Consider the following 22,421-nt stretch of genomic DNA (forward strand, 5'->3'; position numbering starts at 1 on the left):
CCCGATCGTCAGGCGGCCACGCGGCCGCCCGTCATCGCGCCGACGCGCGTGAGGAAATGCTCGCCGTCGCGCCGCCCGAGGTCGTATGCATGCCGCATCTGCGACGGGCTCGTGTAATCCCAGCTCGAAATCGGCACCTTGCTCGACGGCTGCACGTACAGCCGCCGCTGGTCGCCGTGTGCGACCGTGAACATCTGCGGGCGCGGATACAGCCGCGTGACGAGTACCAGCACATCGCCCGGCGACGGGTCGAGCGCGTCGACCGGTACGTTGTCGACCATCCCGCCGTCGAGCACCGGGCGGCCACCGCGACGCAGCACCGGCGTAAATGGCGGCGTACAGGACGACTGCAGGATCAGGTCGGCGAGCTCGTCGACTTGCGTGCAGGCCTGCGCGCGCACGAATTCCGGCCGAAAGCCGAGCGAGCGCCCGAGTGTCGGGTGCAGCGTCTTGCGCACATATTTCTCGATGTTGTACGCGACGAGGCCGGCGGCGACCGCACTGCGCGCGCCGAGCCAGCGCGGCACGTGCGACACGCCGATCCGGATCTCCGGCGCCGCGGCGAGCTTCGCGAACGGCTCGCCGTAGATGTCGAGCAACGCCTGGCGGTAGATCCGGTAATGCGGAAACACGGGCTCGCGCCCGAACAGGTTGCCCCAGTACGCGTTCTTCCGGTTATGCCGCAGCGCCTCCTCGTAATAGCGCATCACCCACGCGGCGTCGCGCGTATACAGCATGCATGCGGTCGCCGCGCCGGCCGAGATGCCGGTGATCACGCGCGGGCGCAGGTCGAGCGCCGGCCGCGCGACATCCCAGAAGCCGGCCTGCCACCAGCAGCGATTGCCGCCGCCCGCAAAGACGATCTGGTCGAACATCGTGCCGCTCAACTCACGAGCGCGTAGGTCGACGTCGCGTGAACGGCCATCTTGCCGTCCTCGTCGAACAGCTCGACTTCGCCGAACACGAGATTGCGGCCCATCCGCAGTACGCGCGCGGTGACGAGCACGTCGCCCTTGCGCACGGGACGCATGAAGTTCGTGTTCAGCGATACCGTCGTCATCGGCCGGAACTCGCCGAGCGCGGCCGAGATCGCGACCACCATCGCGGTGTCCGCGGCCGCCGTGAACACCTGGCCGCAGATCACGCCGCCCGAATGACGGAATTCGCCGGAAAACGGCAGGCGCAGCGTGACGCTGTCGTCGCCGATCGACACGGGGACCAGACCCAGCGAGCGGACCCACGGGGCCAGCAGGCGATCCAGCAATTCGCGGACTGCGTTTTCGTCCATCTTCGAGTGTCCAGAAAGCGTTGCGCGACCGCCGCGCAACGCGTGTGGCGTCATCATACCGGGAGCGCGCAAACCGCGACCGCTCGTTATCGCGCCGACAGCTGCCGTTGGCGTGACGAAATATTTTGAGGAAATTTGCAGAAAGGTCTTGCCAAGGCCGAATTACTCACGCATAATCTTTCTTCTGTTGGGGGCGTTAGCTCAGTTGGTAGAGCAGCGGACTCTTAATCCGTAGGTCGAGTGTTCGAGTCACTCACGCCCCACCAGGAATTTCAAAGGCCGGTTAGCGAAAGCTAACCGGCCTTTTCCGTTTACGCCGCCGCAATCGCGGCGCGCCCCGCCCGCGGTACGCAACCGCACGCCCGTTCCGCATCGTTTCCGCTAGAATCGTCCGACAAATATCACACGACCGGCGCAGGCACTGCCGTTTGCCCGCCGGCACTGAGAGAACATGGGACGTCAGACATGGAAGCATGTGAACGAGACGCGACCATTCCGAGGGCATGGTTGCGCCGATATCGGCCTGTCCGCTGGAGCGGGCCGCTCACCCGATCACCCCCGAATCCGTCGCGCGACGCACGAACCGGATCGGGTCATGCCGGGTAAGGACGCGCTCGTCGCAATACTGCTCGGCGTCGTGCTGCTCGTGCTGGCCGGCGTGTTCGCCGCCACGGCCGGCCGCGAAACCGGCCATCTGGTTCGCGCGCCGGGCACGGTCGTGCGCATCGTCCAGGACAACGACGCGATGCGCGCGTACCGGCCGATCGTCGCGTACCTCGCGAACGACGGCCGGCGCCGCGAAGTCGCCGGCAACACCGCATCGACGGTCCCCGCGTACGACATCGGCGAGAACGTCGACGTGCTGCTCGACCCCGACCACCCCGAGCGCCCCGCCCTGATCGACGATTTCTCGCAACGCTGGTTTCCGGTGGCCGTACCGGCGCTGCTCGCCGTCGCGTCGTTCGCGATCGGCGGCGTGCTGATCGCGGGCGAGCGCCGTCGCAGGCAATCCGATCCACCGCCGACCCGCGCCGCACGCAAGGAAACGAGGCGCCGCTGGGATATCGCGATCGTGCTGATTCCGATCGCGATCGGCGCGGGCTTCCTAGCCGGCGCCGGCGCGACCGGGCTGCGTCAATGGCAGATCGTCCATCACTTTGCGCGCTCGACCGGCCATGTCGTCGAGATCGCGAAAAACGGGCGGTCGTCGCGGTCGCGCATGTCGCTCTATTCCGCCATCATCGCGTTCACGACCGACAGTGGGCGGCTGATCACGTTCGCGCAGGGCTCGGCGTCGTCACATCCGGGCCTGCACGAAGGCGATGCGGTCAACGTGCTGTACGACCCAGTCACCCCCGAGCGCGCGATCGTCGATCGCTTCTGGGATCGCTGGGGCCTCACGGCCATCCTGTTCGCGATCGGCGCACCGTTCCTGATCGCCGGGCTGTTCGTTGCCGCGACGCTGTGGCCCGAACACCGGCCGCACGAAGCCGCCGAATGATGCGCACCGGCCTCGTGCGGCAACCGTAACGGCGCTCGCGTCACCGCTCCCGGTACGCCTCCACCTTCGCGCGATTCCCGCACGTGCGCATGTCGCACCACCGCCGCCCGACTCCGCGGCCGCGATCGACGAAGAACCACGTGCACCGGCCGCACTGCCGCACGCGCGCGAAATCGTCGCTGCGCATCAACTGCTCGAAGCCAAGTGCAGCCGCATCGATCCAGCGCGACGCGGCGCGCATGTCGGGCCGCCACGCGAAGCGGCCGCCGACCGCGTCGAATGCGCTGCGACCGATCGCGTCGCGGATCGCCATCGACAGCCGGTCCGCCGCGCGCGCACCGACGCTGCCGCCGCCTTCCGTCGTCAGGTGCACGATCGCGGCGTACGCGTCGTCGCGGAAACGGCGCAGCGCCGCCAGCTCGTCAGGCCCGTCCTGCCGCGGATGACGCAGCAGCCGCGCCAGATCGTCCGGCGCCAGCAATCCCGCTTGTTCCGCCCATGCGCGCACGGCCGGCCAGTCGACGAGCTTGTCCTCGTCGCGCGTCTTGCCCGTATCGGCCACCGTGTTGAGGAAGTCGAGCACCGGATGGCCGCCGACGAAATCCGCCGCGCCCCATTCGTGCGCGTATCGCGCCGGCTCAGATCGAGTAACCATTTATTTCCACCTATCGGTTTCACATCCGGACAATCCGGCGTAACCTGTTAACAACCAAAACAGGTTAGCACGGAGAAGCCGATGCTCGAACTCGCGAATCGCTTCAATTTCGAAGGCCACCGGATTGCATGGGGTACGCTCGGCGAAGGCCCGCCGCTCGTGCTCGTACATGGCACGCCGTTTTCGTCGCAGGTGTGGCGCCGGATCGCGCCGTGGCTCGCGCGGCGTCATCGCGTGTATTTCTACGACCTGCTCGGCTACGGCCAGTCCGACATGCCGGATGCGAACGTGTCGCTCGGCCGCCAGAACGGGCTGTTCGGCGCGTTGCTGAATGAGTGGGAAATTTCACGGCCGCGCGTGCTTGCGCACGACTACGGCGGCGCAACCGTATTGCGCGCGCATTTTCTCGACGGCATCGCGTATGCGGACCTCACGCTCGTGAACCCGGTCGCGATCGCGCCGCAAGGGTCGCCGTTCGTGCAGCACGTCGCGCAACACGAAGCCGCGTTCACCGGGCTGCCGGCGTACGCGCATCACGCGCTGGTGTCCGCCTATCTCGGCAATGCGGTGGCGCGGCCGCTGAGCGACGAAGCGCTGTCGATCTACCGTGCGCCGTGGCTCACGCCGGCCGGCCAGCCCGCGTTCTATCGCCAGATCGCGCAGATGCGCCAGCGCTACATCGAGGAAGCCGAGGCCCGCTACGCGCCGCCGGATTTTCCGGTGCGCATCGTGTGGGGCGAGGACGACGCATGGATTCCGCTCGAACAGGGGCAGGCGCTGGCCGATCGCATCGCGAACGGCCAGCTGATCAGGGTGCCGCGCGCGGGCCACCTGGTCCAGGAGGATGCGCCGGAAGCGATCGTCGCCGCGGTACTGGATGGGTGCGTGCCGGACTGAGCGCCGCCGGCATCGCGTGTCGCATCAGAACGCCGGCACGCCCTGCGCGAGTGTCGCGACGAACTTCGCGGTACGCGGATCGCGCGGCCGGCCGAACAGGTCGCGCGACGCACCGGCTTCGACGATGCGGCCATCGGCGAGGAACACCGCGTCATGCGCGATCGACGCGGCCAGACGCAGGTCGTGCGTGGCCATCAGCATCGTCGTGCCTTCGCGAGCGAGCTGGCGCAGCACCTCGACCACTTCGACGGACAGCTCCGGATCGAGCGCCGACGTCGGCTCGTCGCACAACAGCACCTGTGGAGACGGCGCGAGCGCCCGTGCAATTGCCACGCGCTGCTGCTGCCCACCCGACAGCGTGGCCGGCCATGCGTCAGCCTTGTCCGCGATGCCGACCTTGTCGAGCAACGCGAGCGCCCGCTGGCGCGCACGTTCACGCGGCCAGCGCTGCACGGTCACGAGCCCCTCCATCACGTTCTGCACGACGCTCAGGTGCGGAAACAGCTGGAAATTCTGGAACACCATGCCGGTCTGCCTGCGCACCGCGAACACCGCGTCGCGCGACGGCCGGCGCCCCGGCGCAAAGTCGATGCGCACATCGCCGACCGCGAGCGCGCCCGCCTCCGGCACTTCGAGCAGGTTCACGCACCGCAGCAGCGTGCTCTTGCCGCTGCCGGACGGTCCGATCAGCGCAGTCACGCTGCCCGGCTGCAACGCGAGGACGATTCCGCTCAGCACGCGATGCGCACCGAACGACTTGTCGATATGGTCGAGACGGATCACCGCAACTCCGCCTGGAACAGCGCGTGTCGGCCGAAGCAGGCTTCGAGCCGACGTTGCAGCGTGGACAGCACCGAACTGAACAGCAGGTAGATCAGCGCGGCTTCGGTGTAGAGGATCAGCGGCTCGTAGGTCACGGCCGCGATTCGCTGCGCAGCCTGGAAAATCTCGGGCACGGTCAGCACGGCCGCGAGCGACGTGTCCTTCACGAGCGAGATGAACGAGTTCGACAGCGCGGGCAGCGCCACGCGCGCGGCCTGCGGCAGGATCGCGCGGCGCAATGCCTGCGCGCGCGTCATCGCCATCGAGTACGCGGCCTCCCACTGCCCCTTCGGCATCGATTCGATCACGCCGCGAATCACCTCGGCGTTGTACGCGCCGACGTTCAGCGAGAAGCCGATCACGGCGGCCGTCAGCGGGTCGAGCACGATGCCGACGTTCGGCAATCCGTAGAAAATCACGAACAGCTGCACGAGCAACGGGGAGCCGCGGAACAACCAGATATAAAAGCGCACGGCGGCCTGCGCCCAGCGCGGCCCGAACAGCCGCGTGAGCGCCGCGCCGAATGCGAGCAGCAGGCCGATCGCGAACGACGCGAGCGTGAGCGGAACCGTGAACACGAGCCCTGCGTAAAGCAGCGGTCGCAGCGATTCCGCCATCAGGTGCAGCCAGGCCGGCATCGTTCAGCCTCGCATCACGGCTGCGACACGTCGCGGCCGAAGTACTTCTGCGAGATCTTCGCGTAAGTGCCGTCCGCCTTGATGTCCGCGAGCGCCTTGTCGATCGCGGCTACCAGCGCGGGGCTGCCCTTGCGCAGCAGCACGCCGGATGCGTCGCCGGCGCCGGTCTGGTCGGTCGCCGCGATCTTCAGTTTCGCGTCGGGCTTGTGCTTGCGGAAATCGAGGTACGACAGCGAATCGTTGATCGTCGCGTCGACGCGCCCGGCCGTCAGCAGGTCGATCGATTCGTTGAAGCCCTGCACGGGCACCACGTCGGCGCCGTGCGCGGCCGCGAGCTTGCCGAAATTGCTCGTCAGCGTGTTCGCGGATTTCTTGCCCTTCAGGTCGTCGAACGAGCGGATCGTCGTGTTGTCGGCGCGCACGATCAGCACCGCGTGCGACGAGATGTACGGGGACGAGAAATCGTATTTCGCCTTGCGCGCATCGGTGATCGACACTTCGTTGACGACCGCATCGTAGCGGTTCACGTCGAGGCCGGCGACCAGCCCGTCCCACTTGCCTTCGACGAACTGCGGCTTCACGCCGAGGCGCTGTGCGATCGCCGTGGCGATATCGACGTCGAAACCCGTCAGCTTGCCCGTCTCGTCGTGGTACGTGAACGGCGCGTAGGTGCCTTCGGTGCCGACCCGGAACACGCCGGCCGATTTGATCTGAGACAGGTCGTCGGCAGCCAGCGCACTGGTGGCCGCGGTGGCCTGCAGCAGCGCGACGAGCAGGATGAAGCGGAGGAATTTCATGGTGCGGACCCCGAATGATTGGAGGGAATCATCCCGCCGGCGCGCGTGCGCCGTTCGAGAGGTCCGCGAATTCTACCGACGCGTCGGGGCGCGGCAAAAACGCAAATCGGCTAACGATATGAGCCGATCGAATAACGCCCGCACCGGCCGGGAAGCCCGCGCGGGCGCCTTACACGCCACTTACCACGGCAGCGAATACGTCTTCGTATTCGTGAAGCTCTTCATCGCTTCCTGCACGCCTTCCTTGTATCCCAGCCCCGAATCCTTCACGCCGCCGAACGGCGTCAGTTCGAGCCGGTAGCCCGGCACTTCGCGCACGTTCACGCTACCAACTTCCAGCTCGGTGATGAAGCGCGTGATGTTGTCGAAGCGGTTCGTGCACACCGACGACGACAGCGCGTAATCGGTGCTGTTCGACATCCGGATCGCCTCGTCGATGTCGCTGAAGCGCATGATCGGCGACACCGGGCCGAACGTCTCGTACTTCACGAGCGGCATGTCGGGCGTTACACGGTCGATCACCGTCGGCGAGTACAGCGCGCCGTTACGCACGTTGCCGACCAGCAGCCGCGCCCCGCGCGAAATCGCGTCGTTCACCTGCTGCTCGCAGAACTTCGCGGCCGCTTCGTCGATCACGGTGCCCATGTCGACCGACGGATCGGACGGGTTACCGTACGACCACGCGCGCGTTTTTTCGACGACCAGCTCGGTGAAGCGATCGGCCACCGACTCGTGCACGAGCATCCGCTTGATCGCCGTGCAACGCTGCCCCGAGTTCTTGTACGAACCCGACACCGCAAGCGTGCTCGCTTCGTCGAGATCGGCGTCTTCCATCACGATGATCGGATCGTTGCCGCCGAGTTCGAGCACCGCGCGCCGGTAGCCCATCCGCGACGCGATCGACTTGCCGATCGACACGCCGCCCGTGAACGTGATCAGGTCGATCGCCGGGTTCGTGATCAGTTCGTCGGCAATCTCCCTCGGGTCGCCGGTGATCACCTGCAGCATCTGCGGCGGCAAGCCGGCTTCATACAGGATGTCCGCGAACAGGTAGCACGACAGCGGCACCTTCTCCGACGGCTTCACGACGATCCGGTTGTTGGTCGCGATCGACGGCACGATCTTGTGCGCGACCTGGTTCATCGGGTGGTTGAACGGCGTGATCGCCGAAATCACGCCGAGCAGCGGATCGCGCTGCGTGTACACGCGACGCTTCTTGCCGTGCGGTGTCAGGTCGCACGAGAAGATCTGCCCGTCGTCCTTCAACACTTCGCCGGCGCCGAACGTCAGCACGTCCGCCACGCGGCCCGCTTCGTACGTCGAATCCTTGATGCACAACCCGGCCTCGGCCGTGATCAGCGCCGCGATCTCCGCGGTGCGCGAGCGCACGATGTCGGCCGCGCGGCGCAGGATCGCCGCGCGATCGTGACGCGTGAGCGTCGGCCGGTACGCATGCGCGACCGCGAACGCACGGCGCACGTCGTCCAGCGTCGCCTTCGGCACGGTGCCGACCAGCGTGCCGTCGTACGGGTTGCGCACGTCGATCACCGCGTCCCGATGAATCCGCTCGCCGTCGATTCGCAGTGCTTCGCGACGAATCTCGCGGACGTCCGTCGATGCTGCAATGGCGTTCATGAGTGTGTCCCCTTACGGATGCGTGCGCATCACTGCAGATGGTTGAGCGCGATGTCGATGATGTCGAAGTTGCGCAGCCGTGCGCGGCCCGAAACATCGGTCGCGACCGGCTTGCTGAAGATCAGCGGCACGATCTGCTCGGAGATGCCGCCGTGCGAGCGCAGCGGCACGTCGAGGCCCGACAGGTCGTGCTTGATGCGGCGCGTGCCGAGCACGACGTCCTGCTTCGAGATCACGATCAGGTCGCCCATCCGCGCAGGCGGCAGCTCGAAGCGCGCGCAGCCTTCGGCGCCCGTCAGCACGACCTCGATGCCGTCGACCGCGGCGAGCCGCGCGCGCAGCGCGTCGGCATCGGCCATCGCCGGCACGTAGACGGTCGCGAACGAGCCGAGCGCGCCGTGGTGCACGACGTACGGATCGGTGATCGGCAGGATCACGCGCGCCGCGTCGTGGCCGAGCCATTCGTCGAACAGCTCCTGCAGGTAGATCACGTTCGGCTCGCCGGTCTCGTCGTCGTGCTTCGCGTTCATCCCGTGGTCGGCCGTGATCGCGACGATCGCGCCGAGTTCGTCGAGGCGCTGCAGGTACGTGTCCATCATCGCGTAGAACGCGTTCGCGCCTTCCGTGCCGGGCGCGCACTTGTGCTGCACGTAGTCGGTGGTCGACAGGTACATCAGGTCGATCGGGCGCGTCTCGAGCAGGCGCACGCCGGCCGCGAACACGAATTCCGACAGGTCCGCGCTGTACACGCTCGGCACCGGCTTGCCGACCAGCTCGAGCACTTTGTCGATCCCGTTTTCCGCGACGCTCGCCTCGTCGGCCTTTTCCGACGAGAAGCAGATGCCCTTCAGCCCCTTGCCGAGCAGGCGACGCAGCTTGTCCTTCGCGGTGACGACCGCGACGCGCGCGCCCTGTTCGGCGAAGGTTGCGAGCACGGTGGGCGCGACCAGGTACTTCGGATCGTTCATCAGCACCTCGGCGCCGGTGTCGCGATCGTAGAAGTAATTGCCGCTTATCCCATGGATCGCCGGCGGCACGCCGGTGACGATCGACAGGTTGTTCGGGTTCGTGAAGCTCGGCACCACGCACTCGCCCTTGAGCGCCGTGCCGGGCTTCAGCAGCGTGCGCAGGAACGGCGCGACGCCGGCCTCGGCCGCTTCTTCCAGATATTCGTACGCGCAGCCATCGACGCAGACGACCACCACGGGCCGGCTCATCCAGTTGTAGCGGCGGCCGTTCACTTCCACGGATACAGGCGTTTCAGTCATGACGTTCATTCCTTTCAGGTCGAAGGTAGAGCCGTCGGCGCCCGCGTCGCGCCGAAGGGAGGTGTTTTCCATGCTTGACATTAAAATTGATGATTTGTAGATTGTCAACAACATGCAGAGAACAGAAAGCAAAACAACGTAGCAGCTAGAGGGCTGGTCACCACTCATCCGCCGTGTGCCGCGGCGCCACAGTCAAGGGGTCTGAAGATGAACGAAGTGCCGGTAAACAAGCGTTTGAATGCATGGGCGGCGGGCGCGGCCCGTTTCGCGCTGGCCGCGGCGGTCGCGCTCGGCGCCGCGCAGGCCGCGCACGCGAAGACATCGCTGCTCGTCTATACCGCGCTGGAAGACGAGGCGATGAAGCCCTACAAGGACGCATTCGAGAAAGCGAACCCCGATATCGAGATCCGCTGGGTGCGCGACTCGACCGGCTCGGTCACCGCGAAGCTGCTCGCGGAAAAGAACAACCCGCGCGCGGACGTCGTGCTCGGCCTTGCCGCGTCGAGCCTCACGCTGCTCGACCTGCAGGGCCTGCTGATGCCGTACACGCCGAAGGGCTTCGACCAGCTCACGCGCAAGTACAGCGACGCGAACACGCCGCCGCACTGGGTCGGCATGGACGTGTGGGGCGCGACGATCTGCTACAACCGCGTCGCCGCGCAGGCGAAGAACATCCCGAAGCCGACGTCGTGGGAAGACCTGACGAAGCCGGTCTACAAAGGCGCGATCGTGATGCCGAGCCCGGTGTCGTCAGGCACCGGCTACCTCGACGTGACCGCATGGCTGCAGACCTTCGGCGACGACAAGGGCTGGAAATTCATGGACGCGCTCGACAAGAACGTCGCGCAATACGTGCACTCGGGCTCGAAGCCGTGCACGCTCGCCGGCACCGGCGAATTCCCGATCGGCATCTCGTTCGAATTCCGCGGCCACGAACTGCAGTCGCAGGGCGCGCCGATCGATCTTGTGTTCCCGAAGGAAGGGCTCGGCTGGGACATGGAAGGCACGGCGATCATGAAGACGACGAAGCAGCCCGACGCCGCGAAGAAGCTCGCGGACTTCATGGCGAGCAAGGACGCGAACCAGATCACCGCGCGCTGGTGGGCGATCGTCGCGTATCCGGGCGTCGCGCGGAAGCTCGCCGGCATCCCCGACAACTATTCGGAACTGCTCGTGAAGAACGACTTCGTGTGGTCGGCGAAGAACCGCCAGTCGATCCTCGATACGTGGCAGAAGCGCTACGGGGCGAAGACGCAGCAGTAACGCCACTGGCGTCAGCGGGGCCGCGCCGCGCGCCGCCCCGCGTCACCCTTTCCGTCGTCGAATCCGGCCCCCGGGCCGCCCCAGCATGGAGGCGCGCATGGCACCTTATCTGAGCGCAGAACGCATCGAGAAGCGGTACAACGACACGCAGGTCCTCACCGACATCAACCTGAGCGTGATGAAGGGCGAGATGATCTGTTTCCTCGGGCCGTCCGGCTGCGGGAAAACCACGCTGCTGCGGATCATCGCGGGGCTCGAAACGCAGAACGCCGGCCACATCATGCAGGACGGCCGCGACATCTCGCGGCTGCCGCCGCAACTGCGCGACTACGGGATCGTGTTCCAGTCGTATGCGCTGTTCCCGAACCTCACCGTGTACGACAACGTCGCGTACGGGCTCGTGAACCGGAAGATGAAGCGCGACGCGATCCACGAGCGCGTACACACGCTGCTCGCGCTGGTCGGCCTGCCCGACAGCCATCGCAAGCATCCGGGCCAGCTGTCCGGCGGCCAGCAGCAGCGCATCGCGCTCGCGCGTGCGCTTGCGACTTCCCCTGGCCTGCTGCTGCTCGACGAGCCGCTGTCGGCGCTCGACGCACGCGTGCGCGTGCGGCTGCGCCAGGAAATCCGCGCGCTGCAGCAGCGGCTCGGCGTGACGACGATCATGGTCACGCACGACCAGGAAGAAGCGCTGTCGATGGCCGACCGCATCGTCGTGATGAACCACGGCGTGATCGAGCAGATCGGCACGCCGCTCGAAATCTACCGGCAGCCCGCGTCGCCGTTCGTCGCGGACTTCATCGGCCGCGTCAACACGATTCCCGCCGAAGTCGCGCAGGACGGCACGCTGCGCGCGGGCGCGATCGGCCTCGACTGCCGTCATGGCACGGCCCGCCCCGCGCAAGGTGCCGCGGTATCGGTCTACGTGCGACCTGAAGACCTGCGCATCCGCGTGCCGGGCGAGACGGCCGACAACGTGCTGGCCGGCCGTGTCGAGAAACTCGAATTCCTCGGCGCGTTCTGCCGGGTGAGCTTCCGGATCGACGGGCTCGACGGCCAGGAAATCGTCGCCGATCTGTCGTATCACGACGTCGACCGCACCGGCGTGCAGGCCGGCGCGCGCATCGACCTCGCGCTCGATCGCGAGCATGTCCGCGTGTTTCCGTGCGCGAAGGAGCGACTGCAATGAGCACCGTCCTGACCGAGCGCCGCCGCAGCGCCTCCGTCCCCGCCGACGTGCGGCAGATCACGCACTGGCACGATCGCATCGCGCAGCTCGCGCTCGTCGCGATGGCCGCGCTGATGTCGCTGTTCCTGCTGCTGCCGCTCGCGCTCGTCGTGCAGAAATGCTTCGTCGACGCGGACGGGCGCTTCGTCGGCGCGCACAACTTCGTCGACTATCTCGAGGACAGCGGCGTGCTGCGCTCGATGCTGCATTCGCTGACGGTCGGCGCACTCGTCACGATGATCGTCGTGCCGATGGCGTTCACGTTCGCGTATGCGCTGACGCGCTCGTGCATGCCGCTGAAGAATGCCGCGCGCACGATCGCGCTGCTGCCGCTGCTCGCGCCGACGCTGCTGTCGGCCGTGTCGTTCATCTACTGGTTCGGCAACGCGGGGCTGCTGAAGCCGCTGCTGCAAGGCCATTCGATCTACGGGCTGCCGGGCATCGTGCTGAGCCTGGTGTACGCGTCGTTCCCGCATGTGCTGATGATCCTCGTCACCGCGCTGTCGCTCGCCGACGGCCGGCTCTACGAGGCCGCCGACGCGATGGGCACGCGCCGCATCCGCAAGTTCTTCACGATCACGCTGCCCGGCGCGAAGTACGGGCTGATCAGCGCGACGATGGTCGCGTTCACGATGTGCATCAACGACTTCGGCGTACCGGTCGTGATCGGCGGCTCGTACAACGTGCTGTCGACCGACATCTACAAGCTGATCATCGGGCTGCAGGACTTCAACCGCAGCGCGGTCGTGAGCCTGATGCTGCTGTGTCCGGCCCTCGTCGCGTTCGGCGTCGACTTCTTCATCCGCCGCCGGCAGCAGTCGCAGCTCGGCGCGCGCTCGACGCCGTACCAGCCGAAACCGTCGCGCGGCTTCGACGCCGCGATGCTCGCGTACTGCGCGCTCGTGTGCGCGTTCTTCATCGCGGTGGTCGGCATCTCGGTGTTCGCGTCGTTCGTGAAGTTCTGGCCGTACCAGATGAGCCTCGGGCTGCAGCACTACAAGATGGGGCTGATCGGCGCCGGCATCTTCGACGCGTACAAGAACAGCCTGCGGATGGCCGCGACGGTGGCGATCGGCGGCACGATCGTCGTGTTCGGCGGCGCCTACCTGATCGAGAAGACCCGCGGCGCGCGCTGGCTGCGCGGTTTCATCAGCCTGTGCGCGATCCTGCCGATGGGCGTGCCGGGGCTCGTGCTCGGCATCAGCTACATCTTCCTGTTCAATGCCCCCGGCAATCCGCTGAACGGGCTGTACGGATCGCTGTGGCTGCTCGCGATCGTCACGGTCGTCCACTACTACGCGTCGAGCCACCTCACTGCCGTCACCGCGCTGCGGCAGATCGACAGCGAGTTCGAGGCCGTGTCCGCGTCGCTGAAGGTGCCGTTCTACAAGACCTTCATCCGCGTGACGGTGCCCGTGTGCCTGCCCGCGATCCTGCTGATCGCACGCTACCTGTTCGTCAACGGGATGACGACGGTCTCGGCCGTCGCGTTCCTCTACTCGCCGGACACGCAGCCCGCGTCGGTCGCGATCCTGAACCTCGACGACGCGGGCCAGATGGGCCCGGCCGCCGCGATGGCCACGCTCGTGCTCGTCACGTCGTCGTTCGCCTGCGTGCTGTTCGCGTGCATCTCGCACCGCCTGCTGCGTCGTACGCAAGCGTGGCGCAACCCGCATCGCCATTGATTCCCCGCCGCATTCCCGTGACGTCCCGACTTCATCAAGGAGACACCATGACGCTCGCCGCCCAGCCCATCCTGCTCACCCCGGGCCCCCTGACGACCTCCGACACCACGCGCGACGCGATGCTGCGCGACTGGGGCTCGTGGGACAGCGATTTCAACGCGATCACCGCGCGGCTGCGCGAACGCCTGCTGCAGATCGTGCACGGCGAAGGCACGCACGAATGCGTGCCGCTGCAAGGCAGCGGCACGTTCTCGGTCGAGGCGGCGATCGGCACGCTGGTGCCGCGCGACGGCCACGTGCTCGTGCCGAACAACGGCGCGTACTGCCAGCGCATCGCGAAGATCTGCCGCGTACTCGGCCGCAAGCTGACGACGATCGACTACCGCGAGGATCGCCGCGTCGATCCGGCCGACGTCGAGCGCGCGCTCGCCGCCGATCCGACCATCACGCACGTCGCGCTGGTGCACTGCGAGACCGGCGCCGGCGTGCTGAACCCGCTGCACGACATCGCGCAGGTCGTCGCGAAGCACGGGCGCGCGCTGATCGTCGATGCGATGAGCTCGTTCGGCGCGATCGACATCGACGCGCGCACGACGCCGTTCGACGCGGTGATCGCGGCGTCCGGCAAATGCCTCGAAGGCGTGCCGGGGCTCGGCTTCGTGATCGCGAAGCGCAGCACGCTCGAACGCTGCGAAGGCAACAGCCATTCGCTCGCGATGGACCTGTACGACCAGTGGGTCTACATGCAGCGCACCACGCAGTGGCGCTTCACGCCGCCGACGCACGTGGTCGCGGCGCTCGATGCGGCGGTCACGCAATACGTCGACGAAGGCGGACTCGCCGCGCGCGGCGGCCGCTACCAGCGCAACTATCGCGCGCTGATCGACGGCATGCTCGCACTCGGCTTCCGGCCGTTCCTCGATCCGGCGATCCAGGCGCCGATCATCGTCACGTTCCATGCGCCCGACGATCCGAACTACGATTTCAAGCGGTTTTATCAGGAGGTCAAAAAGCGCGGCTACATTCTGTATCCGGGCAAGCTGACCGAAGTCGAGACGTTCCGCGTCGGCTGCATCGGCCACTTCGGCGAAGCCGGGATTCCGGGCGCCGTCGCCGCGATCGCCGACACGCTGCGCGCGATGGGCGTGCGCCGCGTATCGGCCGAAGCGGCAGCATAACGACGTCACGCGATGCACCCGGCCGCGTGCGTACGCGCATGCGGCCGCCCGGCTTTTCAGGCCGTGCGCGGCACGTGCCCCGACCCTTATAGATGAAACAACCGATGCGACCCTTCTGGATCGAACAAGCGCTGTTCAACGACGGCGATCTCGCCCCCGCGCTGCAAGGTGCGACGCAGGCCGATGTCTGCATCGTCGGCGGCGGCTTCACGGGGCTCTGGACCGCGATCCAGGCGAAGCAGCAGAACCCGGCGCTCGACATCGCGATCCTCGAGGCCGACCTGTGCGGCGCCGGCGCGAGCGGCCGCAACGGCGGCTGCCTGCTCACGTGGTCCGCGAAATTCCTGACGCTGCGGCGCCTGTTCGGCGAAGCCGAGGCGATCCGCCTCGTGAAGGCATCCGAAGCCGCCGTGCAGCACATCGCCGATTTCTGCCGCGCGCACGACATCGATGCCGAACTGCGGCTCGACGGCACGCTGTACACCGCGACGTCGCGCGCGCAGGTCGGCACGCTTGCACCGGTGCTCGACGCGCTCGCCGCGTGCGGCATCCACAGCTACGAGCCGCTGCCGCCCGCCGAAGTCGCGCGCCGCTCGGGCTCCGCGCGCAATCTCGACGGCGTCTACTCGCCGATCGCCGCGACCGTGCATCCCGGCAAACTCGTGCGCGGGCTGCGCCGCGTCGCACTCGCGATGGGCATCCGCATCTACGAGCGCACGCCGATGCTCGACTTCACGCCCGGGCAGCCGGCCGTCGTGCGCACGCCGTCGGGCAGCGTCACGGCGGGCAAGCTCGTGTTCGCGATCAACGCGTGGATGGCGAGCCGCTTCCCGCAGTTCGAGCGCACGATCGCGGTCGTGTCGAGCGACATGGTCATCACCGAGAAATGCCCGGCGCTGCTCGAGAAGACCGGGCTCGTGGACGGTGTGTCGGTGCTCGATTCGCGGATCTTCGTGTACTACTACCGCACGACGGCCGACGGGCGGCTGATGCTCGGCAAGGGCGGCAACACGTTCTCGTGGCGCAGCCGCATCGCGCCCGTGTTCGACCGCCGCTCGCCGTACGAAGCGCAGCTCACGCAAAGCCTGCGCGAGTTCTTCCCGTCGCTCGCCGGCGTGCCGGTCACCGCGAGCTGGAACGGCCCGTCGGATCGTTCGGTCACGGGCTTCCCGTTCTTCGGCCGCCTCGACGATGCGCCGAACGTGTTCTACGGCTTCGGCTATTCCGGCAACGGCGTCGGGCCGACCTACATGGGCGGGCAGATCCTGTCGTCGCTCGTGCTCGGCCTCGACAACGCGTGGACGCGCAGCCCGATCGTGCGCGGCCCGCTCGGGCATTTCCCGCCGGAGCCGATCCGCTATGTCGGTGCGCACGTCGTACGCAACGCGATCCGCCGCAAGGAGCGCGCGGAGGACGAGAGCCGGCAGCCGTCGGCGGTCGATACGTGGCTCGCGAAGTTTGCGAGCGCGGCGGGAAAGGCGGACAAGGCGTGACGATGCGTTGATCCGGACACGCCATGAAAAAGGGACGCTGCGCAGCGTCCCTTTGCGTTTGTGCGGCAGGCCGCGCGAGCGCGGCCGGACCTCAAGCGCGTGCGGTTTTCTCCCGCGCCGCCTTGCCCGTCGCAGGCAGCCCCTGCTCGTCGTGCGTGCGGCGCATCCGCGCGAGGCCGTGCGTGACGTGCTCGCGCACGAGCGCAACAGCCTTTTCCCCGTCGCCGGCCGCGAGCGCCTGAACGATCTTGTCGTGCTCGGCCGCGGACACCGCGATCGCATCCTCCTCGGCCTCGATCGCCGCCTGGCGCAGCAGCCCGAGCTGACGCACGAGCCGGCGGTAGGTATCGGTGAGATGCGTATTGCCGACGCCGACGACCATCGCGTCGTGAAACTGCACGTTCAACTCGGTATAGCGCGTAACGTCGTGCGTCTTCGCGGCATCCTTCATCGACTGGATGATGCCCTTCAGCACCTTCAGCGTATCCGGCGAGATGCGCTTCGCGAGCGCCCGCGCGACCGACTCGTCGAGCATCGCGCGCACTTCGTAGATCTCTTCCGCCTCGCGCAGCGGCACGACGCGCACGGTCACGCCGCGGTTCTTCTCGTTGCGCAGCAGGCCGGCCTGCTCGAGCGCGCGGAACGCCTCGCGCACGGGGCCGCGCGACACGTTCAGCTTCGTCGCGATCTCGACTTCGTTGAGCTTTTCGCCGGGCGCGTATTCGCCGGAGACGATCGCGCGCTCGAGCATGTCCTGGACGATCATCGCGAGCGACTGGCTTTGCAGGAGTTCGATGGCGCTGAGCGTGTTCGGGGAAGTCATGGTCGGGCAGGCAGCGGGGCTGCGGTAGAAATCGAGGGCGCCATATCGGCGAATGATCCTTATATACCCTCGGCCCGACACATTGTCAACAGTCTTCAGTTTCCAAAAACCAATTCCGCCTGCCGGAATGCGACCGGCAGGCGGCAATCGCGCGGCGGGCGTCACCCGCCCGGCCCGCGCGACGGACGAAGGCCGTCAGGCCGTGTGCTTCACCGGCCCCGGATCGCTCTGGCTCGGCCGGCCCGTCTCGACGTGGCCCGCGAAGCGGCGCACGACCTTGTCGTCGCCGCCGCGCAGCGTCGTCGCGGTAATCGTCAGATCGTACCAGCCGTGGCTCGACGACAGCCCGAAGTGATCCTCGACGCGCTCGCCCGGCTCCAGCGTGTAGGTGCGCGCATGCGCATGGCTGTATGCGTTGTCGACCGTCACGCGGCACGTCGCGCGGCCGCTGTTGCGCAGTTGCAGGTACACGTGGCGGTTGCACACGTCATAGCCGACCTTCGCCTCGGGGTTCGCGTGGCGGCCGTCCGCGGCGAGCCGCGTGTTGCCCTGGAACTCGCACAGATAGCCGTTCGGGCCGTAGGCGGCGAGATGGTATTCGCCGCGCGCGGCCGACGTGCTCCACGTATCGACGAAGCGGTCGTGCGCGGACACCGCGTAGCGGCGCGGCGGCGTCGCCGGGTTGCGGCGGTCGTACACGTAGAACGCGGCGCCCGCGTCACCGGAGTTCGCGAAGTCGAGCGAGACGCTGTCGTCGCGGCCATGCACGTGGGCGTGCACGAACAGCTCGTACGGCAGCGCACGTGCGGGACGCGTGCCCGGCTCCTGCGCCGGCATCGACTGGTGCGCGGGCACCTGGTACGCCTGGCCGGCCGTCGTGATGTGCTGCGGCACCGTGAAGCTCACCGTGCGCGAGTCGGGGCGCGCGGAGAAGTCGAACGCCGACGTGAGGTCGCCGCAGATCGACCGGCGCCATGCGCTGATGTTCGGCTCCTTCACGCCGAAACGCGCTTCGAGGAAACGCAGCACCGACGTATGGTCGAACGTCTCCGAACAGACCCAGCCGCCCTTCGTCCACGGCGAGATGATGATCAGCGGCACGCGCGGCCCGAGGCCGATCGGCTGGATCCCGCCCGGGTCCGCGCCCGGCACGAGCGGGCTCATTTCGCCCGGATACTTGTTCAGGTCGAGCAGCTCGTCGCCGAGGTTCGACAGCAGGTTCGACGACACGATGCCCTGGGCGCCCACGCCGCTCGTGACCGGCGGCACCGGCGGCACGACGTGGTCGAACAGCCCGTCGTTCTCGTCGTAGTTGAGGATGAACACCGTCTTCGCCCACACCTCGGGGTTCGACGTCAGCGCCTCGAGCACCATGTTGATGTAGAACGCGCCGTCGGTCGGCGATGCCTGCGGGTGCTCGCTGTACTTGTACGGCGACACGATCCACGACACCTGCGGCAGCCGGTTCGCCTGCACGTCGGCCTTCAGCTCGGCGAGCGTATGGTCCGATGCGCCCTTGTCGACCAGCGGGCCGCTCGCGCCTTCCTTCACCTGGAAGCGCTTGAAGAACATCAGCGAGTTGTCGGTGTAGTTGTCGGTCGGGTCGCCCGGGATACCCGTGCCGCCCTGGTACACCTTCCAGCTGATCTTCGCGTTCTCGAGGCGTTCCGCGTAGGTCGTCCACGTGTAGCCGTTCACGTCGTCGCGCTCGCCGATGCCCGGGCCGTTCGGCGGGTTGCCGTAGATGTTGCGCGAGTCGACCGTGCCGGTCCACAGGTAGATGCGGTTCGGCGCCGTGTCGGCGTGCGCGGAGCAGAAGTACGAATCGCAGATCGTGAACGCGTCGGCCAGTGCGTAGTGGTACGTGAGATCCTGGCGCTTCAGGTAGCCCATCGTCAGCACGTCCTGCTTCTGGTTCACCCACTGGTCCCACTGGCCGTTGTTCCAGGACAGGTGGCCGCTGCTCCAGCCGTGGTTGGTGCCCGGCTGGAATTCGGTCGTCTGCTTCGGGTCGAGATAGAACGGCAGCACGTACGGCGCCGACGGATCGAGGCTGCGCGAATGGTAGTTCGACGTGAACACCGACGCCGGCGGCTGCTGCCACACCGGTGCGCCGCTCGGCAGCAGGTGCGGGCGCGGGTCGTTGAAGCCGCGCACGCCGCGCAGCCCGCCGAAATAATGGTCGAACGAACGGTTTTCCTGCATGAAGATCACGACGTGCTCCACGTCGCGGATCGTGCCGGTGCGATAGGCGGCCGGCATCGCCAGCGCGTTGCGGATCGCGGGCGGGAAGCCCGCGTAGGCGGCCATCGCGCCGGCCGACTGCGCGGCGAGGCGCAGGAAATCGCGTCGATTGTTCGAGGACATGAAGAGAACCCTGTTGTCGGTAGGAGTGGGGGCGCCGGTCGAGCGGGGCCGGCGGTGGTGCGTTGCCGTTATTACCCCGCACCGGCATGTCCCGGCCGTGACCGGTTACCGCAGGTTTCTTTTGGTTACCCACAAGAATTTTTCGAATCGGCGCACGACGCGTCTTTCATGCGGCCGACATACGCATGCGCTACGCTGACGCGCGATACAGAGGGGAGAAGCCGAGTCGTGTTCGATCAGCTGAAGGCGTTCCACGCGACCGTCCGGCAGGGCAGCATCACGCGCGCCGCGCGCCATCTCGGCGTGAGCCAGCCGACGATTGCCGCGCAGATCCGGCAGGTCGAGCAGGTATACGGCGTCGAGCTGTTCTACCGCAGCGGCCGCAAGCTCGAGGTGACCGAGACGGGCATCGAGCTGCTGCCGCTCGTCGAGAAGATGATCGCGCTCGAGGCGCAGGCCGACATCATGCTGCGCAACGTCGGCGGCCTGTTCGAAGGACACCTGCGGATCGGCGCGACGGGCCCGTACTACATCATGGATGCGGTCGGCCGCTTCTCGAACGCGCATCCTTCCATCGCGCTCACGTGCCGGATCGGCAACTCCGAGGAGATCCTGCAGGCGCTGCAGGAATTCCGCATCGACCTCGCCGTCTCGTCGCAGCGCAACGACGCCGACGGCCTCGAACGCAAGGTGATCTCGACCGATCCGCTCGTGCTCGTCGTGCACCGCAACCATCCGCTTGCACGGCTCGACGCGATCGGTCCCGCGCAACTCGCCGACGTGCGGCTGCTGATTCGCGAGGAAGGTTCGGTCACGCGCCGCTGCACGGAAACGATTCTCGCGGCGGCAGGGGTGTCAGCCGTGTCGGTTGCCGAGATCGGCAGCCGCGAAGCGATCCGCGAGGCCATCCTGCATGGTGTGGGCGGCAGCCTGTTTCCGCTCGGCGAGGCCGAACGCCATCCCGACCTGCGCGTGATCGCGCTGCGCGGCGTCGACACGACGATCGACGAATACGTGTATTACCTGAAGGCGCGCCGCCAGAGCCCCGCGATCGACGCGTTTCTCGCGTGCATCCTGCCGGACGGTGCCGCACCGGCCGGAGCGGCCGCGGGACCTGCGGCGCGGCGGGCGAACGCGCGCTGAACTGCCGCGCGCTCGCCGGTTCCGCACTTGACTGGCGCTTTTCCCGCGCCTTCCCTCGTTGCTTTCCTCGTGCCTTCCTTCTGTCGTTGCGCTCACATCATTTCGGCAGCGCCGGAATCATCCACGTCAGCACATGCTGCTGCAGGAACACCAGCACGCCGAGCAGCAGCGTGAGAATCACGCTGTGCCAGAAGGTGCGTGCGAACACCACGCCCTCCTGCCCTTTCAGGTCCGTCGTCGATACGCCCGTCGCGATGTTCTGCGGCGAGATCATCTTGCCCATCACGCCGCCCGACGAGTTCGTCGCGGCCATCAGCACCGGATCGAAGCCGAGCTGCCGTGCGGCCACGACCTGCAGGTTGCCGAACAGCGCATTGCCCGACGTGTCGCTGCCGGACAGGAACACGGCGATCCAGCCGAGCGACGCGGACACCAGCGGGAACAGCGCGCCCGTCGATGCGACACCCGTGCCGAGCGTGTAGCTGATCCCCGAGTAGTTCAGCAGGTACGCGAGCCCGACGATCATCATCACGGTGACGATCGCGATCCACGTCTGCCGCCACGTCTTCACCACGCATTCGAGGAACGCGCCGGCGCCGGTGCGCGTGAGCGCGGCCGTGATGATCGCCGACACCAGGATCGCGGTGCCCGTGCCGAGCGGCTGGAAGTCCCAGATCGCCGCATACGGCTTGTGATACAGCGACACGAACACCGCGTTGTGCAGGCCCGGCCACTTGATCTTCACGTCGCCGATCGCCGCGATGTTCGCATGCACCCACACGATCACGACCACCGACACGACGATCCACGGCAGCCAGCCGCCGAAGCCCGCGCGCTTGGCGCCGGCGGCGGCCGGCACGCTGCGCGCGAGCGCGAATTCCGGATCGGGCTGCGGCTTCCACACCTGCAGGAAGCCGATCGTGACGATCAGCGACGTGAGCGACGACAGCACGTCGGTGAGCTGGTAGCCGAGGAAGTTCGACGTGACGAACTGCGCGATCGCGAAGCTGCCGCCCGACACGAGCAGCGCCGGCCACAGCTTCGAGATCGAGCGCAGCCCGCCATACGCACCGACCACGTAGAACGGCAGCAGCAGCGCGAAGAACGGCAGCTGGCGGCCGACCATCTGCGCGAGTGTCGCGGGCGGCAGCGACGTGACCGCGCCGAGCACGGTGATCGGCACGCCGAGCGCGCCGAACGCGACCGGCGCGGTGTTGAACAGCAGCGTATAGGTGAGTGCTTCGAGCGCGGGGAAGCCGAGCGCGATCAGCAGTGCGCTCGTGATCGCGACCGGCGTGCCGAAGCCCGAGATTCCTTCCAGCAGGCAGCCGAACGAGAACGCGACGACGAGCAGCACGAGGCGGCGGTCGTCGGGCAGGTTGTCGAGCATCCACTGCCGGAACTGGTCGAAGCGGCCCGACTTCACCGCGATGTTGTACAGCAGCAGCGCGTTGAAGACGATCCACATCACCGGCACGACCGCGAGCGCCATGCCGGCGCCGACCGCGTTGAACGCGAGCCCGGCCGGCATCCCCCACGCACCGATCGCGACCGCGAGGCCGGCGACGAGCCCGGCGAGCGACGCCTGCCAGGCGGGGCGGCGCAACACGCCGAGTGCGATCAGCGCGACCGCGATCGGGATGGCCGCGACGAGGAACGACAGGAACAGCGAGTTGGCGACGGGCGTCAACGGCTGCGAAAAGACGATGCCGGGCGGTAGGGCGTCGGTGGGATTCATCG

19 protein-coding genes and 1 tRNA gene are annotated in these 22,421 nt (G+C 67.3%); 9 read left to right on the forward strand and 11 right to left on the reverse strand.

From position 1 onward, the window contains the following. Positions 1 to 8 precede the first annotated feature (8 nt). On the reverse strand, positions 9 to 875 hold the full coding sequence (locus tag AC5LXK_RS16570) for a patatin-like phospholipase family protein (protein ID WP_493389767.1): 867 nt from the start codon (positions 873 to 875) through the stop codon (positions 9 to 11). An 8-nt stretch (positions 876 to 883) separates the two neighbouring features. Further along, a complete protein-coding gene (locus tag AC5LXK_RS16575; RefSeq protein WP_027785770.1) occupies positions 884 to 1,288 on the reverse strand; it encodes a PaaI family thioesterase in 405 nt (134 codons plus the stop codon). 190 nt (positions 1,289 to 1,478) lie between these two features. Here AC5LXK_RS16575 and AC5LXK_RS16580 point away from each other — a divergent pair. Both AC5LXK_RS16580 and AC5LXK_RS16585 read left to right on the forward strand, forming a co-directional pair. Further along, positions 1,479 to 1,554, forward strand: a tRNA-Lys gene (locus AC5LXK_RS16580). 185 nt (positions 1,555 to 1,739) lie between these two features. Continuing rightward, a complete protein-coding gene (locus tag AC5LXK_RS16585) occupies positions 1,740 to 2,789 on the forward strand; it encodes a DUF3592 domain-containing protein (protein WP_493389768.1) in 1,050 nt (349 codons plus the stop codon). Between the two features lie 40 nt (positions 2,790 to 2,829). Here the strand turns inward: AC5LXK_RS16585 and AC5LXK_RS16590 are convergent, their stop codons facing one another. Further along, positions 2,830 to 3,444 carry a CGNR zinc finger domain-containing protein gene (locus tag AC5LXK_RS16590; RefSeq protein ID WP_493389769.1) on the reverse strand — a complete coding sequence of 205 codons (615 nt, stop codon included), beginning with the start codon at positions 3,442 to 3,444 and terminating at the stop codon, positions 2,830 to 2,832. 81 nt (positions 3,445 to 3,525) lie between these two features. Here AC5LXK_RS16590 and AC5LXK_RS16595 point away from each other — a divergent pair, with 81 nt between their 5' ends. Then, a complete protein-coding gene (locus AC5LXK_RS16595) occupies positions 3,526 to 4,341 on the forward strand; it encodes an alpha/beta fold hydrolase (RefSeq protein ID WP_493389770.1) in 816 nt (271 codons plus the stop codon). 24 nt (positions 4,342 to 4,365) lie between these two features. Here the strand turns inward: AC5LXK_RS16595 and AC5LXK_RS16600 are convergent, their stop codons facing one another. The 5 genes from AC5LXK_RS16600 to phnA form a co-directional block, all read right to left on the reverse strand. Then, entirely contained in the window at positions 4,366 to 5,124 is a 759-nt protein-coding gene (locus AC5LXK_RS16600; RefSeq protein WP_493389771.1) for an amino acid ABC transporter ATP-binding protein, read from the reverse strand. Next, the gene (locus AC5LXK_RS16605) at positions 5,121 to 5,801 is read right to left on the reverse strand and encodes an amino acid ABC transporter permease (protein ID WP_493389772.1); all 681 of its coding nucleotides are present in this window, start codon (positions 5,799 to 5,801) and stop codon (positions 5,121 to 5,123) included. The genes AC5LXK_RS16600 and AC5LXK_RS16605 overlap by 4 nt, the downstream gene beginning before the upstream one ends. 14 nt (positions 5,802 to 5,815) lie before the next feature. Beyond that, positions 5,816 to 6,598 (reverse strand): amino acid ABC transporter substrate-binding protein, encoded by a 783-nt coding sequence (locus AC5LXK_RS16610; RefSeq protein WP_493389773.1) that lies wholly within the window; start codon positions 6,596 to 6,598, stop codon positions 5,816 to 5,818. Between the two features lie 180 nt (positions 6,599 to 6,778). After that, positions 6,779 to 8,233, reverse strand: a complete 1,455-nt coding sequence (phnY, locus tag AC5LXK_RS16615; RefSeq protein WP_493389774.1) for a phosphonoacetaldehyde dehydrogenase — start codon at positions 8,231 to 8,233, stop codon at positions 6,779 to 6,781. A gap of 29 nt (positions 8,234 to 8,262) precedes the next feature. After that, positions 8,263 to 9,501, reverse strand: a complete 1,239-nt coding sequence (gene phnA / locus AC5LXK_RS16620) for a phosphonoacetate hydrolase (protein ID WP_493389775.1) — start codon at positions 9,499 to 9,501, stop codon at positions 8,263 to 8,265. A 207-nt stretch (positions 9,502 to 9,708) separates the two neighbouring features. Between phnA and AC5LXK_RS16625 the strand changes: the two genes are divergently transcribed. From AC5LXK_RS16625 to AC5LXK_RS16645, 5 genes are all read left to right on the forward strand, one after another. Then, the gene (locus AC5LXK_RS16625; protein ID WP_493389776.1) at positions 9,709 to 10,764 is read left to right on the forward strand and encodes a putative 2-aminoethylphosphonate ABC transporter substrate-binding protein; all 1,056 of its coding nucleotides are present in this window, start codon (positions 9,709 to 9,711) and stop codon (positions 10,762 to 10,764) included. A 97-nt stretch (positions 10,765 to 10,861) separates the two neighbouring features. Then, complete coding sequence (locus AC5LXK_RS16630; RefSeq protein ID WP_493389777.1) at positions 10,862 to 11,953, forward strand: putative 2-aminoethylphosphonate ABC transporter ATP-binding protein; 1,092 nt, start codon at positions 10,862 to 10,864, stop codon at positions 11,951 to 11,953. Beyond that, positions 11,950 to 13,677: a putative 2-aminoethylphosphonate ABC transporter permease subunit gene (locus tag AC5LXK_RS16635; RefSeq protein ID WP_493389778.1), complete on the forward strand. Its 1,728-nt coding sequence runs from the start codon at positions 11,950 to 11,952 to the stop codon at positions 13,675 to 13,677. Before AC5LXK_RS16630 ends, AC5LXK_RS16635 begins: the two co-directional genes overlap by 4 nt. A 47-nt stretch (positions 13,678 to 13,724) precedes the next feature. Then, positions 13,725 to 14,855: a 2-aminoethylphosphonate--pyruvate transaminase gene (locus tag AC5LXK_RS16640; RefSeq protein WP_493389779.1), complete on the forward strand. Its 1,131-nt coding sequence runs from the start codon at positions 13,725 to 13,727 to the stop codon at positions 14,853 to 14,855. Between the two features lie 104 nt (positions 14,856 to 14,959). Next, the gene (locus AC5LXK_RS16645) at positions 14,960 to 16,348 is read left to right on the forward strand and encodes an FAD-dependent oxidoreductase (RefSeq protein ID WP_493389780.1); all 1,389 of its coding nucleotides are present in this window, start codon (positions 14,960 to 14,962) and stop codon (positions 16,346 to 16,348) included. A 91-nt stretch (positions 16,349 to 16,439) separates the two neighbouring features. On the opposite strand, the gene AC5LXK_RS16650 is transcribed toward AC5LXK_RS16645, so the two are convergent. Both AC5LXK_RS16650 and AC5LXK_RS16655 read right to left on the reverse strand, forming a co-directional pair. Beyond that, positions 16,440 to 17,171 (reverse strand): phosphonate utilization associated transcriptional regulator, encoded by a 732-nt coding sequence (locus tag AC5LXK_RS16650; protein ID WP_493389781.1) that lies wholly within the window; start codon positions 17,169 to 17,171, stop codon positions 16,440 to 16,442. A gap of 195 nt (positions 17,172 to 17,366) precedes the next feature. After that, entirely contained in the window at positions 17,367 to 19,538 is a 2,172-nt protein-coding gene (locus tag AC5LXK_RS16655) for a phosphocholine-specific phospholipase C (RefSeq protein ID WP_493389782.1), read from the reverse strand. Between the two features lie 228 nt (positions 19,539 to 19,766). On the opposite strand from AC5LXK_RS16655, the gene AC5LXK_RS16660 reads away from it, so the two are divergent. Continuing rightward, positions 19,767 to 20,681: a LysR family transcriptional regulator gene (locus AC5LXK_RS16660; RefSeq protein WP_493389783.1), complete on the forward strand. Its 915-nt coding sequence runs from the start codon at positions 19,767 to 19,769 to the stop codon at positions 20,679 to 20,681. Positions 20,682 to 20,778: 97 nt separating this feature from the next. Here the strand turns inward: AC5LXK_RS16660 and AC5LXK_RS16665 are convergent, their stop codons facing one another. Further along, a complete protein-coding gene (locus AC5LXK_RS16665) occupies positions 20,779 to 22,419 on the reverse strand; it encodes an L-lactate permease (RefSeq protein WP_493389784.1) in 1,641 nt (546 codons plus the stop codon). Positions 22,420 to 22,421 lie beyond the last annotated feature (2 nt).

The sequence above is a fragment of the Burkholderia pulmonis genome (assembly GCF_984667975.1).